The sequence below is a fragment of the Streptomyces tuirus genome (assembly GCF_014701095.1).
GTDB lineage: Bacteria > Actinomycetota > Actinomycetes > Streptomycetales > Streptomycetaceae > Streptomyces > Streptomyces tuirus.
Genome location: NZ_AP023439.1, coordinates 1 through 14306, shown reverse-complemented (window position 1 = coordinate 14306; position 14306 = coordinate 1). Strand labels below are relative to the sequence as shown.

Annotated in this window: 11 protein-coding genes and 2 pseudogenes; 4 read left to right on the top strand and 9 right to left on the bottom strand. The window is 68.0% G+C overall.

The genetic code is table 11. The features are described 5' to 3' along the window. Positions 1 to 114: 114 nt before the first annotated feature. The 3 genes and pseudogenes from IGS69_RS00060 to IGS69_RS00050 form a co-directional block, all read left to right on the top strand. On the top strand, positions 115 to 1083 hold the full coding sequence (locus tag IGS69_RS00060) for an ankyrin repeat domain-containing protein (RefSeq protein WP_232543364.1): 969 nt from the start codon (positions 115 to 117) through the stop codon (positions 1081 to 1083). Positions 1084 to 1101: 18 nt separating this feature from the next. Then, positions 1102 to 3531 carry a DEAD/DEAH box helicase gene (locus IGS69_RS00055; RefSeq protein WP_190895761.1) on the top strand — a complete coding sequence of 810 codons (2430 nt, stop codon included), beginning with the start codon at positions 1102 to 1104 and terminating at the stop codon, positions 3529 to 3531. A 141-nt stretch (positions 3532 to 3672) separates the two neighbouring features. Then, positions 3673 to 3834, top strand: a pseudogene (locus IGS69_RS00050) (HNH endonuclease); the annotation flags it as partial. Between the two features lie 48 nt (positions 3835 to 3882). Here the strand turns inward: IGS69_RS00050 and IGS69_RS00045 are convergent. From IGS69_RS00045 to IGS69_RS00025, 5 genes and pseudogenes are all read right to left on the bottom strand, one after another. Then, a pseudogene (locus tag IGS69_RS00045) lies at positions 3883 to 4098 on the bottom strand (DUF6207 family protein). Positions 4099 to 4245: 147 nt separating this feature from the next. Next, positions 4246 to 5529: a competence protein CoiA family protein gene (locus IGS69_RS00040; protein WP_190895759.1), complete on the bottom strand. Its 1284-nt coding sequence runs from the start codon at positions 5527 to 5529 to the stop codon at positions 4246 to 4248. A gap of 400 nt (positions 5530 to 5929) precedes the next feature. After that, the gene (locus IGS69_RS00035) at positions 5930 to 6712 is read right to left on the bottom strand and encodes a hypothetical protein (protein ID WP_190895757.1); all 783 of its coding nucleotides are present in this window, start codon (positions 6710 to 6712) and stop codon (positions 5930 to 5932) included. Positions 6713 to 6989: 277 nt separating this feature from the next. Beyond that, complete coding sequence (locus IGS69_RS00030; protein ID WP_190895755.1) at positions 6990 to 7166, bottom strand: hypothetical protein; 177 nt, start codon at positions 7164 to 7166, stop codon at positions 6990 to 6992. A 277-nt stretch (positions 7167 to 7443) separates the two neighbouring features. Further along, complete coding sequence (locus tag IGS69_RS00025; RefSeq protein ID WP_190895753.1) at positions 7444 to 8577, bottom strand: hypothetical protein; 1134 nt, start codon at positions 8575 to 8577, stop codon at positions 7444 to 7446. A gap of 103 nt (positions 8578 to 8680) precedes the next feature. Here IGS69_RS00025 and IGS69_RS00020 point away from each other — a divergent pair, with 103 nt between their 5' ends. Beyond that, on the top strand, positions 8681 to 9448 hold the full coding sequence (locus tag IGS69_RS00020; RefSeq protein WP_190895751.1) for a hypothetical protein: 768 nt from the start codon (positions 8681 to 8683) through the stop codon (positions 9446 to 9448). Between the two features lie 53 nt (positions 9449 to 9501). Here the strand turns inward: IGS69_RS00020 and IGS69_RS00015 are convergent, their stop codons facing one another. The 4 genes from IGS69_RS00015 to IGS69_RS34390 form a co-directional block, all read right to left on the bottom strand. Continuing rightward, positions 9502 to 10500, bottom strand: a complete 999-nt coding sequence (locus IGS69_RS00015) for a hypothetical protein (RefSeq protein ID WP_190895749.1) — start codon at positions 10498 to 10500, stop codon at positions 9502 to 9504. Then, the gene (locus tag IGS69_RS00010) at positions 10479 to 10706 is read right to left on the bottom strand and encodes a hypothetical protein (protein ID WP_190895747.1); all 228 of its coding nucleotides are present in this window, start codon (positions 10704 to 10706) and stop codon (positions 10479 to 10481) included. The genes IGS69_RS00015 and IGS69_RS00010 overlap by 22 nt, the downstream gene beginning before the upstream one ends. Before the next feature lie 342 nt (positions 10707 to 11048). Beyond that, entirely contained in the window at positions 11049 to 12062 is a 1014-nt protein-coding gene (locus IGS69_RS00005) for a hypothetical protein (RefSeq protein WP_190895745.1), read from the bottom strand. A 1742-nt stretch (positions 12063 to 13804) separates the two neighbouring features. Beyond that, a partial coding sequence (locus IGS69_RS34390) for a hypothetical protein (RefSeq protein ID WP_232543363.1) occupies positions 13805 to 14306 on the bottom strand: 502 nt, incomplete at its 5' end.

Genomic DNA, 14306 nt, shown 5'->3' with positions numbered 1-14306 from the left:
GTGATAATGTCCGGTCAACGGACCTGGACGATGGAGCCAGCGGCCTGTAGCGCACGTGTGCTCGGGGGCGGGTCGAAGTGGCGCGAGCGCATGCGACGTGTTCGAGGGGGAGCGGTGGCGGCAACGAGTGACGGCTGGGCGGGCATGGGCTGGGACTGGACGGATGCCGACGACATCCGCCGGCGCCTGGACCAAGGAGCCGATCCGGAGAGCTGGAACGGGAGCAGGCCCCTGCATCGGGCAGCGGTGTTCGGCTCCCCGGAGGCTGTTACGGAACTTGCCCGCCGGGTTGCGGACGTGGACGCGCTGGAGAACGGGGTGACGGCACTGTGGGAAGCCGTCCTGTCCCGCAAGCCGGCCAACGCACGAGCCCTCGCCGCCGCCGGGGCCGATCCCTGGCGGCCCTCGCTCGGCGGCTGGTCGCCGGGGCGGCTGAGCCTGGCCGGACCGACGCCCGAGCTGTTCCCGGTACCGGAAGGGGTGTCCCTGAGCGACACCGAGCGGGCGGCAGCGCAGGAGGCCCATCGCCTCACCACGGCACTGGGCGAGTTCTACGACGACGGCATGGGCCTGGCCTGTGTGGCGGGCATCGACGCGGCCGAGGCGGTGCGCCGTCTGCAGGCGACTCCGGTGGTGGACGGCGAACTCCTCGACGTGCTGAATGAGCTGCTGGAGGAGCCCTACGCGTACGACATGGACGAGAGCCTGCACATCGTCGGTGTGACGTCCGTGCCGGGCGGCTGTGTGGTCACTCAGCCCTGGGGATACGCGCCGCAGATGCCGGGCGTGCTGGCCCGGCTGTCCGCCGGCACCCTCTGCTACGGCCTCTACGCCAATCCCAAGAGCGGCAACCAGGGCAGCATCACCCGCGATGGAGTCATCGAGGGCTCGGACCTGCACCCCGGCGGAGGACCGGACGAGAACGACAGTCCCGGGGAGGTGCTGGCCGCCTACCTCTACCAGCACCACGCCGTCGCCTACGCCTGCGCCTTCGCAGGACTGCGCCTGGCCGACCGGCGGGCCGTGACCGGGCCGCCCGATGTGTGGGTCGAGCTGCCCCGCCGCGACTACTGGAGCCACTGACTCGAAAGAAGAGCTGTCATGACTGTGGTGGAACTGCCGCGCCCCGGCCGCCCTAAGCGTGCGCGGCTCTTTCCCGACCAGGCCGAGGCGGTGGAGCGGCTGGTACGGCACCTGCGGCGCGCGGGGACGCGCGCTCTGTTCGTGTCGGCGACGGGCACCGGAAAGACCCTGGTGTCGATCCGCACGGCGGACGGACTCGGCGCGCGGCTGGTGCTGTTCGTGGTCCCCACCCTGGACCTGGCCGCGCAGACCGCGCTGGCCTGGCGCCGCGACGGACACCTGGAGCACATGGTGATCGTCTCCTCCCTGGACACCAGCGGCCGCGACGACCTGGTCGCGGCCCGCGTCATGTCGACCACCGACCCCCACGCGCTGGGCGGGCTGATGTCGGTGATCGGGGAGAACGAGGACCAGATCCCCGCTTTGACGGTGATCTGCACCTACGACTCCCTGAACAAGATCGAGGAAACGCAGAACACGGGGTATACGGTGCCGCCGTTCGACCTCGCGGTCATGGACGAGGCACACCGGATCGCGGGACGGGCCGACAAGAAGTGGGCCATCGTCAACGACGCGCAGCGCATCCGCGCGGACCGCCGCCTCTACATGACCGCCACCCCCCGCATCTTCGCCGCGCCGGAGCTGGCGGAGTCCGCCGACACCACCCGCCCACGCCGCCGCCCCGCCGCGGGACGGGACGTGGACGCGTTCGCCAACTCCATGGACAACGAGGCCGTCTACGGCAAGAAAATCTTCGAGTATCCCCTCGCCCAGGCGGTCGAGGACGGCCGGGCTGCGGACTACCGCATCGTGGTGCCCACCCTCACCGACGCCGACCTGCGCCGCCGCCTGAACCTGACCGCCCCCGCCACCACCCCTCCCGGCGACGGTGATGAGCAGGACAGCGCGCTGCGCACCACCGCCCTGCACCTGTCTGTCCTGCGCGCCATGACCGAACACGGCCTGAGCAAGGTCCTGGTCTACTTCAACCTCGTCTCCGACGCCCGCCGCTTCGCCCGCGAACTCCCGCACACCCTGCGCCTGCTGGCCCGCACCGACCCCGGCCTCGTCCCGGACATCACCCCCAAGCTGTTCTTCGCCCACGGCGAGCACACCCCCGCCCAACGCGCCGACACCTTCGCCGCCTTCGCCGCCGCCGACTGCGCGATCCTCGCCAACTCCCGCCTGATCGCCGAAGGCGTCGACATCCCCAGCGTGGATGCCATCGTCTTCGCAGACCCCACCCGCAGCGTCATCCGCTGCGTCCAGGCCCTCGGCCGCGCCCTGCGCCTGGACGTGTCCGGCAAGACCGCCTCACTGATCGTCCCCGTCTACGTCCCGCCCGGCGCCGACGGCGAGAACATCCTCGGTACCGCCTACGAGCCGGTGTGGGCCATCGCCTGCGCGCTGGCCAGCCACGACCACCGCATCCTCGAGCGCCTGCCCGACAAGGCCAACCGTCTCCCCAGGGAGACCAGCGACGTCATCGAACGCCGCTGGCACTTCGACTTCACCGTCCACCCCGAGCGCATCGCCCGCGCCATGGATTTGGCCTCCTTCGACCCCCGCGAGGCGGCCGTCTCCCGTTCCCGGCGCCTCGGACTCGCCGCCGCCCAGTCCTACCGCGACGAAATGGGCCACCTCGACGTCCCCGCCGACTACACCGACCCCGCCGGCTACACCCTGGGCACCTTCATCACCACCATGCGCGACGCTGCGAAGGCCGGCCGCCTCGAACCGGACTGGATCGCCGAACTCGACGCGCTGGGCATGATCTGGGACAAGCACGACGCAGCCTGGCGCGCCCGCCTGACCGCCGCCGCCGACTACCTGCGCACCCACGGCCACCTCGCCGCACCCGCCACCACCCCCGTGGGCGCATGGCTCGCCGAACAACGCCACCTCGCGGCCAAGAACCAGCTCGATCAGGCCCGCGCCGACGCCCTGAGCACCCTCGCACCCGACTGGCGCCTGTCCCACGGCGCGGACTGGCACCGCAAGTACCACCTGCTGCGCGCCCACCTCGCCTCCGGAGCCGACCCCGCCACCTTGACTCGCGACACCCAGCTCGGCGGCGTGAAGATCGGCTCCTGGCTGGCCCGCCAGCTCACCACCTGGTCGGCCCTCGCCGACGGCCAGCAGCAGCTGATGACCGCCCTCGGCCTCACCCCCGAGAACAGCCCGCTCACCCCCGCCCGCCGGGCCCGCCGCACCTTCGAACAGACCGTCCAGCTCCTGGAACTCTTCCTCCACCGCGAAGGCCGCGCCCCCGCCGCCCGCGAGACCATCCGCGTCGACGGCGACACCGTCAACCTCGGCGCCTGGCTCGCCAAAACCCGCACCAAACACCGCACCGGCCAGCTCCCCGACGACCATGTCCGTCTGGTTGCCGCGCTCTTCGACGGAGACTGGACGGCCGAGAACGCCACCCCGGCCGTCCTGGCGTAGCCGCTCCCGCAGACCCCGCCGCCTCGCGGACCCGGTCCACGAGGCGCGCGCCGGGGTCGTACGGTACGCGGAACGTGCAACGGGCCCGGCTGCGCCAGGCGGTGCGGTCGCGCCGTTGGTTCCCTCGGCGCCCGCGTGCTGTGGCTCCCGCCCGCGGCCGACGCGCACTGCCGCTACGCCGCGGAGTGGGTGGCCACCAAGCTCCGCTGGAGCCTGACCGCGGACGAACTCGAGCTGGCGGCCCTGCACGAGCTGGCCCGCCACTGCCCGTCGCAGAACGTGCCGTACGAGCCGGCCTCGTAAGCAGCTCCACCGTCGAGCCCCGAAGACGCCCGCAGCCGACTTCGGGTCTCACCGATGTGATTCGAGTTCCTGACGGACGCCGAGATAACAGCGCAGCCGTACACCCGGCTCGCCCGGCACTCGAACCGTGCGGTCTGCCGGCGCGGTCGCTCAGCGCCCGGCAAGCAGCGCCTGAACGGCGAACGCGGTCTGCTCGTCGTATGCTGCGACGTCGACGACGGCCGGGCCCGGCTGCGCCACGTGCGCTTCGCTGATCGGCTTCATGCCCGGCACGACGCGGCCGTGCTCCCGCAAGTTCCCGCCCGCTGGCACCTTCACCCGACCGGGTAGGCCATCACCGGCACCGGACCCGCCGCACCCCGCCTCTGCGGTCGATAGGAGCTCACCCGCCCGAACCTGATGGGCTTCGCGTCAGCGTCTGGTCCGGGGGCCGACCCGTTCGTAGGCGCAGTGCTTGGTGACCGGGTTCAGGACGGCGACTTTCAGCGGGCTCTGAGCGGCCTCCTCGAGACGCAACAGCCAGTCCCGGCCGGGGACCAGGATGGTCAGGTCCGCAGGCCACCGGGCGAGCGCTGAGGGGTCCGGGCACGCCACACCGGCCAGCTGGAACGCGGCCCCCGTGCGCGGCCGGCTGTAGAGGAGCAGCCCGTTGCCATGGGCGGGGCTCTGCTCACCGCACGTGACCGCCTTGCCGGAGGCGGAGGAGACCAACTCCATGAACGCTGGCCACAGCGCAGCCTTGATGCCCGCGTGCTCGAAGAAGGCCGTCAGCCGCTCCTGCTCCGCCTGCTGCTCCTCGTGCGCCTGTTCCGCAGCGGCCAGCCGACGGTCCTCGGCAGCCAGTCTGCGTTCCTCGGCGGCCAGTCGGGCCCGTTCGGTGGCAGCGGCCCGCTTCTGTGCGGCCTGTCGGCGTTGCTCGGCCGCGGCCTGCTGCATGACGGCTTCGGCATCGGCCTCCAGCCGGGCCCGGGCGATGGCCAGTTGGACGTAGGAGTGGGCGGTCCACCACACCGTGCCGTCCGGGCCGGTATGGGCATGGACCCGTCCCTGGAGAATCCACCGGATCGCATCGTCCAGGGAGCAGCTGATGTGGGTCCACGCCGCTTTCGTCTTCACCGTGTGTGGCGTTGCCCAGGTGTAGCGCGCCATGCCATAGCGCACCGTCCATGCGTCCCCGCGGTTCCTGGGGGGCGCTAACCGCAGGGAGGGCACGCCGCGCTCCCACGGCCGCTTCTCCATCGCCACCCAGCACACCGCCACACCGTCGACTGCGTAGCGGTCCGTCCGCATCCGCGCATCCTGCGGCGTCATGGGCGACAACTGCGCCTCCAGCGCCATGAACGGCCGGTCCTGCTCATCAAAGACCAGCACGTCGGCACGCCAGGTCCGGGCCTCGTTGCCGACCTCCAGCTCAGCTCTGAAGCCTGCCGCCCGGGCGGCGGTGGCCAGCTCCAGCTTCAGCAGGTGATGCTCCGGCGACTCGTTCGCCAGCGCGCAGTCGCGCGGCCGCACCTGGTGGTAGAAGTGCCTGGCACGGTGGGGGGAGATGCGCGCGAACACTTTCCCCCGGCACTCCGGACACGCCAGCTCCAGCCCTTTCACGCGGTGGACGTCCGCCCAGGACCGGCCGCACCCGAGATCGTCCAGCGACGCATCCAGCCGGCCCCAGCGCGCATGCACGGCGGTGTACCCCATCAGCCCCCTCCCGTGTGGCCCGAGGACAGCATCCCCTCCCGCCGGGACGGCGATACACCGGATGAGGACGGCGCGGCTCCCGCTGTTCGTGCGCAGATGAGCCGGCCAGGCCGGCCGATCGCGGTACCCGGCGGCGGCAGCATCGGCCGGACACAGGGCACGCCGCCGGGCGACTCAGTCTCTCTCATGAGCCAACCCGGCCCGGCGGGGGCCCAGGGACACCGACCCTATCGAAGCCGTCTCCGGCGGGATGGGTACGGACGGGCAGCGGGTCCTGGCGGCGGTGGAGCTGGAGCAAGCTCAGGAGGCGCCGGATGTGCAGGTCGCCGAGGAGGCCGTCCAGGTCAGGCTTGTCGCTTCGCCAGCATCCCCGGGGAAGCCGACTCGCCATCCGCTGCTCTTAGCACTGCGTCCCGTCTCCAGGGGAGCCTGTGTACCCAAACGCGACGAGCAAGCTGCACATGAACGACAGGTAGCGGTCCAATTCCGCCGCCCATTCTGGATCGGCGAGGTACTGGTAGGTGTTGAGGGCGACGGCGGCCAGGCTGGGTGCCCCCTCTTCTGGGAGGATGCCACCGACAACCGCCCAGCCCTGCCACATCTCATCCGCGGTCAGATAGGCGTAAATCTCCGGCTTCTCCGGGGTGCACCTCATCGCTACCTCCAGGACACCGCTTGCCCTCGTGCAGATGTGCGCGGCGTGGCACAGGTCGTGGTCGTCGGCCGTCTCGACGGTGCGCACCATGCCGAGAATGCCCTGAGCCCAGGGAGACTGTGCCAGCAGGTCGGTTCCGGTGAGTTCGGCTTGCCGGTGCACTTCACGAAGGTGCTCCAGCGCCCCGGTGTGGTCCGGCATGGCCTGCTCCAACGCTCCCAGCAGTCCCTCGATCCCGAGGTCGGCGGCGCCACCGAGAAGCAGCCGGGCTCCGGCTTCCTGCAGGGCCCAGTGGGAGATGTTCGCAAGGGCGGTCGCCGGCGGGTGGGGCAGTTCGAACCCGACCTCGGCGGCGTGGGCACGCAAAGTTGCTTCCAGGTCGCGCCGGGGCACACGACGGTTCGGCAGCATCTCCCGGGCGGCGTCCTGTCGGGCCTGGAAGGCCCGGTCGGAATCTCCGGTGGGGATCTTCTCGATTCCCGCCTGCGTCAGCGGCCGCTTCAGAGTCGCGACCAGGGCCCTGCGCAACCGCTGGGCGCTGTCCGGGGTGTCGTCGACTGCCCAGAAGAACCATCCGACCCACCCGATGCTGCGGCCGGGCCGCGCGGTGCTCGCCAGCCACAGGGCCCGAGGAGGATGAGGGGCCGAATCGTGGGGGAGTCGGGCTCGAACCAGGCCGAGGCCCTGGGGAGCCAGCCCTGTTGCTGCCAGCGCTCCACCTGCGTCGTGGTGGCCCTGCCCCCCTGTTCCTTGATGGCTCCGACCAGAGCTTCGTGGGCAGGGGACGGCTTTGTGCGGGGCATGGTCAATTCCTCCGGTCCTGGCTGCCGACGGTCAAGACGGAGTACAGGGTGAGCGCAGTTCCCAGGGCGCTCGCCCATGCCTCGCTCTGCGCGGCTGTGACGCCGGCGGCCGCTACCAGCAGCAGCACGGACAGGCGAGGGCTGCCGCCTCCGCCGGGGGCAGGCAGATTGGTGTTCACGTACGTGGTCCCTTTCCGAGGTCCTTGTGCCGGGTGCCCGGCAGCGCAGCTCAACCGCGTGGATCCACAGCGGCGCTGCCTCTAGAGAGCCACGCCCCTTCTCCAGCACTGCAGGAAACCTCGCGGGGTAGCCGTCCCTCATGACGCTGCCGCTTCCCGTACAGGTCCTTGGCCAGGATGAAGGCGGTCGGCTGGAGCGTCGGCCGCAGGCGACAGGGGGTTCGTCCGTGCTCCTACCCGACCGCTAAGCATTCCCCGTACCGGACTGCCCGTTCAGTCAGCGGCGCGCGGCCGGCTCGCACACCGTGCGCAGCCGGGCGGCGGGGTCGGTGTAGGGCATCAGCGAGTACTTGTCGACGAAGGGCACGATGACGGGCCACAGGCTCTCGGCGACAGGGGAGACACGGCCTGCGTGGCGTTCGGTCACGGCCGCGGCCGCACCCGCAAGCAGGTCGGCGAGCTGGACAGAGGGATGGCCGGTACTGGAGCCGCGGACAACAGCGGCGGCGTCGACGCCCCGTTCCCGCGTCAGCAGAGTCATCCCGACGGGGCTGCGGGCGTAGAGCCGCACCGTGCGCAGAGCCGCATCGGTAAGCATGCGCTGCTCATCGGTGAGCAGACTGACACGGCCCAGGCGGTGACCCCATCGGCGGGCCGTCTGGCTCACCGCAGGAATGAGCATCTCCAACAGGGGAAACTCCACGTCCCCGTCATGGAGAGCCGCGGCGTAGGCCCGGGTGTCCCGCAGCCGCGCCAGCAGCTCGGTGACGGCCTTGCGTGTCGAGGCCGCCCAAGCCCGGTCGATCACAGCGAAGAACGCCTGCGTCGCGGCTTCCCGCCGGCTCACACCCCGCTGGGAGGCCAGAGCCACAAACGAGGACATCACCTCTTCGAAGAGGGAGCCGCGCAGCGCCCGAGGCCCCTCGACCGCCAGGATGCGCGCCAAGCCACGGGCCTGACCGCCGGCATACAGGTTTTTGCCCTCGGCATGCTCCTTCTCCTCCAGCAGCAGGTCGATCACCTTCGCCGCCGCGGCGTACTCCTTGTCGACTACGTACACCGAGCAGCGGTCATGGAGCGCACCGCCTGGTCTCCACGCCTCCTCAAGCAGGGACCACCGCTGCGGATCGTCCTTAAAGAGACGGAACTTCAGCTCTCCTGCCTGTCGGACACGGGCCCGCTCCCGCAGCATCTGCACGAGTTCGGCAGCTTCGCGGTCGTCGACAGCGACCGAAGCGAAGACCAGGAAGCGACGCTCCCGGCCGACCAGCTGCTCTCCGTCCCATCCTGATTCGTCGCAGGCGACCCACCGCCCGTACTCCTCACCATCAGCGGTGGGCACCGAGTGGCTCAACTGGCTGTACTTCTCTCCGGTCAACGGCACGACCATATTGTCCCCGTCGCCAGACACACCGCTTGCGCTGGGATGCCCGGGGCTGCTCGGCTCCCGGGAATGTTCCTGCACCGCCAGAAATGGCTACCTGCTGCCCGAGCCCGCGTTCTACCGTGCAGGCATGAGCACGCAGGCCTTCAACGGCGCCTACCTCCTGCCCCTCTTCGGCGAGGTCGAGCAGGCCCGCGCCGACGGCGCCTACCGGCCACTGCCCGCCCCCGCCCCGGCCAGCAGCCTCGCCACCGACGACGCACCACTGGGCCCCTACGCCGCCTCCCACCTGATCCGCACCTCCTACACCGCAGGCCTGGCCCACGCCGACGCACTCCGCCGCCTGACCGTGGCCGGCGAGGTCGACCCCACCAGCCCCTGGACCCTGCTGCGCGGCGCCCTGGAGAACTTCGCCACCGGCCTGTGGCTCCTCGACGGCGCCAGCCGGGCCGAACGACGGCGCCGCGCACTGTCCCTGTGGGACGAAGACATGCGCAACCGCCACCAGCACGAACTCGACACCGGCCACACCCCGTCCGGCGGCGGCATGACCGGAGCACAGCGCCGGGCAGAGATCCGCGCCATCGCCGACCACCTCGCCCTGGCCCCGCTCACCGCACCCAGGACCCACCAGATCCTGCTCACCGCCGCCCCCACGGCAGGACTCACCGCGGTCAAGGTGGGCGCCGCCTGGCGGGCGGCCTCCGGCTTCGCCCACGGCCGCTACTGGCCCAACCTGCGCGCCTCCCAGCCCCGCGCCGCCATACCGGGAGACGACGGCGTCCACACCGTCGCTCTGGTCATCGACGAAGACCAGCACCGCCCACTGGCCGAGTACTGCCGCATCATGCTCCGCCGACTGCAAGAGCATTACAACGCCCGCGCCCAGGCCCGCTGACCCCCCGGCGAGCGGCCGGGCCCCCAGAGCCCGGCCCCTTCGCACCGGCTCGGCTACCGAACCGTCATCGAGCGAGGCGCCCGCTCGGCTACATCGCACTGCAGGTGTGCCGTCCCGCCTGAGCCGGGCTCACGGCGCCCGTCACGCTCCCGGGCAACGCAGGCAGCCAGCTCGGCGCGCAAGTCCGGCCCCGATCCCGCTGCGGCCTCGTTCTGCAGGGCCTCGAGCTCGTCAGCGCTGAGGCTGTCGACCCATTCGACCTGACTCTGGAACGCAGCCTGCTCCTCATCGCGCAGCCGCTGATCGTACTCATCGAGCTCGCTCTCATGCCCGGCTTCGATGCCGTAGAGCAGTTCGCGGCGGGTCTCCTCCCGCTGACGGCGATCCTCGGCCTGTTCCTCGGCCCGCTCGACGACCTCGCACGGATAGACAGCGGGCCCCCTGGGCCCGGCGACGATTTGACGGTGCGCGGCGAGCATGCCGGCGGTCGTCTCAGGCCCCGCCCCGTACGCCGCGAGCAGAGCCGACAGCTGCTCCGCGGTGGGGCGCCGACCCCTGAGGATGTTGCCGATCGTGCTTTTCGACAGCCGACCAGCCGCCCCCGCAGAAGCCGCCAGCGCCCGCAGCGAGGGCTCCTCGGCCTCCGCATGGATGCGCTGCAAAGCCCTGGTGAGACCACCCCAGGTGCTGACCCGCCGGGGAACGTACGAAGGACGCGGCCGCACGGGCACCGACGCCGACGGAGCGGTACGCCGCGCCGCCGCCAGCAGATCCAGGCCCCGCTGCTCGAACGCCCGGCCGTCGACGCCGCTCTTGCTCGCCCACGCCCAGGCGTAGGCACTGATCGTCTTCTCCGTCGGCAGCGAAGGCGCGTCGAACGCGCGCCGCAGCGTGCGCTCACCCACCGGCCGCCCGGCCATGACGGCCCTGTGGACCAGCCGCCGGAACGTCAGCCCACACTGCGCCTCGCGCATCCAGGCGTGCAGCGCGGCCAACTCCGGCCAGCACGCCGCGACAGTCCGGCGCTTCATCACCGGCTGCTCCCGGCGCACGCACCGAGCAGACAGCCCAGACGGCCGGGCATGAGCAGCGCCCCGGCGGCCGCCGCAAAGGCGACCAGAATGCCCGGGAGGGGGCGCTCGAGCGCGGCGAGCACGGTGACACACAGCACGGGCGTGACGGCGACGACCGCCTCGCCAACACCGAGCCGGCCCGTGCATCCAGCACTGTCGGACGCCGGGGGACAGGAAGAAGACATGGAGATACCTCACGATTGGCACGACAGGTGCGAGGAGTGGCCGGAGGCGAGCGCGCGCCCCGCAGCGACGCAACCGATCGTCGCAGCAGCCCGGGACCCGGCGCGACCTGCTCGCCGACGGCCCGAAGGAGGCGTACGCCCGCGCCCGGCCGCCAGGCGCAGCTCACCGGCTGTGAGGTCACTTTTCCGTCCACGCCCCTCCGCGCGACGATGACGACCCCCATGATCAGAAGGGCACTCACCCCCTCAGCCCCTGGACCATCTCCACCGCCCCGTTCCTCGTCGAACTCGCCTGTCACCCCCCTACATCGCGCGAACCGACCAGGACGGGTACCAACTTCTTCAAGATCTTTTAGCCGACCGTTCACCAGGCCCGACGCCAGCGCCCCCGTCCCGCCCCGGGACCGGCAGATCACGTACGGCCCCCGCCCATGCCTCACCGAAGCCGACGACCCCCGTCTCATCGCCCGGGACACGAAAGACGGCCGGGTCTTCAGCGAGCTGCTCCATGAGCGTCTCGTAGAGGTTGTCGTAGAACGGCTCGAGGCACACCACCAGGAGCTCGGCGAACTGCCTGGGGGAGGGGTTGACGGCCATGACGTGGTCCAGGAGCGGGAAGACGCCGAGGTCGTCGATCCGCCGCCGCAGCGCGGCCTGTGCCGGCGTGTCCGGCAGGAGCAGCCCGTGCAGCACGTACAACCCGTAGAACCCGCGCAGGCCGATCATCACCGTCCGCGCCCGGACCAACTCCTCGTCGCCCGCCCGCTGAACCTGACCCACGAAGTCCGCGTGCTGCTGGAGCTGCCCCCAGTCCACCGGCGGCCCCTCACCGCGCTCCGCCGCACCCAGCATCTGCGCCCAGTCCTCGACCGTCAGCCCGAACATGCCGAACGCGGCGAACGCCTCGGCCAGCGCATCCGTTCCGACCTCCTGCACCCCCAAGCCGACCGCGGCCACCAGGTGCACCATGCTCCTGAAGTCCCTCTCCGCATCCACCGGCACGTCCTCGCCGGCTTCGAGCGCCGCCCGCACCAGAGCAGGGTGCGCCGCCCCGCGGTACGCCCCCAAGACCCGGCCGGCGGCCGCATACAGCGCGTCCTGCCCCTCCTCACCCGCCCCGGCCGCGCTGCGAGCCAACGCCACCAGCCGCTGCGACACCGACCGCTCCAACACCCACACCAGCGCCTGACGCACAGTGCCGATCGCAGGCTCCGGCACCGGCACCGCCCCCGGCCGCACGCCCATACCGGCCTCGGCGAACCACTCCAGCACCGCCAGCCGACGATCACGCCCCTGCCGAAGATGCCGCGCCAGCACCGCCGCGCTCTCCACCACCACCGGATCAACCGCGTCCACCACCGACCCCCGGCCACGCCCGAGCCCCCGCCGCCGATGCCGCGGCAAAAAAACAATAAGAATCACATTAGACTAAAAGCAATAAAAACACATCATAAAGACAAAAAAATATAAAAACTAAAAAACGAAAAAAAAATCCAAAGTATAAAAAACAAGACAACAAAAAAAAAAAAGAAAAAATAAAAGCCAAAAAATACCAAAACCACTAGTTATTAAAAAAAAAAAATAAGACAAAAAATAAGCACAGAACACATAGAACAAAGAAAAAAAAAATAACAAATCAAAAAAAATACCCCAAACTAAAACCGAATATACAACAGCCCCCCACACACCACCCCCACACATCAAATCACACTTACAAAAAACAGCACACCTCAACAACCCCACACAAACCTCTTACTTCCCCATGCCCCAACCACCCCTCCCCGCCCGCTCCGACACGCACAATCCCCCAACTCCCCCCCCCCCCACATACCCTCCCCGAACCATCCCACCCCCACCCCCCACTAACCCCCACCTCCACCCTCTGCACACCCGACCCGTCCCCCGTCATCCCTCAGCACCCGTTCACGCCTACACCAAACCCAATCACCCCCACCTACCCCATTACAGCCCACCCCACCACCACCAACCACAACCCCCCACCCAACACTCCACCCACCAACACTACCCCGCCCCCCAAACTCACACCCCACACCTCACACCCACCACCCACCCCCACCCAACCAACATCAACAAACACACAAACCCACAACCCAACCCACAAATACCCACCCACCCCACCCCCCCCCACCCCCCCACACCCCCCCCACACACACACCCCACCCCCACCCCACCCCACCCACCACCCCACCCCCCCCCCACCCCACACCACCCCCACACCCCACCCCACCCCCCACACCCCACACACACCCCACCCCACCCCACCCCCACACACCCCCCACCCCCAACCACACCCCCCAACACACCACCCCAACCACAACCCCCCACCCCCCCCCAACCCACCACCAACACCCCCACACCCCACCCAACACCAACCCACCCCCCACATCACCCTCACCACAACACAACCCAAAAACACCCCAAACCCACCCCACCCACCAACAAAACCCTACCCCCCCAAAACAAACCTCCACACCACACACAACACCAACCAAACACCACCACACCCCCACCCCCCCACACTAACCCCAAAAAACCCCCCAACCCCACACACCCCACCACCCACACACCCACCCCCCCCAACAAACCCACACCACCACCAAAACCCCACAACCCCACCCACCAACACAAAACCAAACCAAACCCAACTACCCACACCACACCCAACCAACCTCCAAACCAACACACCCAACACCACAAAAACAACCCCAAACCCACCCCACCCCCCACCACACCCCACACCCCACCCCCACCTCAAACCACCAAACACAGCAACCAGAACAGAAACCAGCCAACACCACATCACACCCCAACACTAACACCAACACCCACCAACAATCAACCAACAAACCTAACCTCCCAAGGCACAAACCCCACACTCAAAAAAAACAACAAGAACCCAACCACACAAGAAACCAACCACACACCAACCAAACCCTCACCCATCAAACCCCCCCACCAAATACCACCCACCACAGACAAACCACAAACTCACACCCCCCAACCACCAAACAACCCCATATCAACCCCACCCACCACCAAACCACACACCTACCCACCTCAAAAAACACACAAAACAACTAAATAAAAACCAACAAAAAAACACAAAAACGAACACAAACCACACAAACACCAAATCCACAAAACACACAAAAGAAACCAAAAAACAACAACCAAAAAACCAACAACCCACCCCCACCACAAATAAAATACAAGAAAAAAAAACAACACAAAAAACAAAAAACTAATAAAACAAAAAAAAAAAAAAACAGAAACAAACAACAAACCACAAAAAAACAACCAAACAAAAAAAAAAACAAAATAAAAAAAACAAAAACAAAAAAATAAAAACAAACAAAAACAAAAAAAAAATAAAACAATAAAACAAAACCAGACAAAACATACATCAAACAAAACAAACAAAACACAAACACACAACAAACCAACAAAAAAAACTGAAACAACCCACCATACAACAAACAACCTCCAACAACGTCACCCCCCCCATCACCACCATCCACCCCACAACACCTCCCAAACCCCCCACTCCACATCAACCACCCAAACTCACCCTCACCAATA

What these genes read in the sequence shown, in the direction of transcription:
- IGS69_RS00055 (WP_190895761.1), top strand. Translation starts at nt 1,102, where the DNA reads ATGACTGTGGTGGAACTGCCGCGCCCCGGCCGCCCTAAGCGTGCGCGG.
- IGS69_RS00010 (WP_190895747.1), bottom strand. Translation starts at nt 10,706, where the DNA reads ATGTCTTCTTCCTGTCCCCCGGCGTCCGACAGTGCTGGATGCACGGGC.
- IGS69_RS00040 (WP_190895759.1), bottom strand. Translation starts at nt 5,529, where the DNA reads ATGGGGTACACCGCCGTGCATGCGCGCTGGGGCCGGCTGGATGCGTCG.
- IGS69_RS00020 (WP_190895751.1), top strand. Translation starts at nt 8,681, where the DNA reads ATGAGCACGCAGGCCTTCAACGGCGCCTACCTCCTGCCCCTCTTCGGC.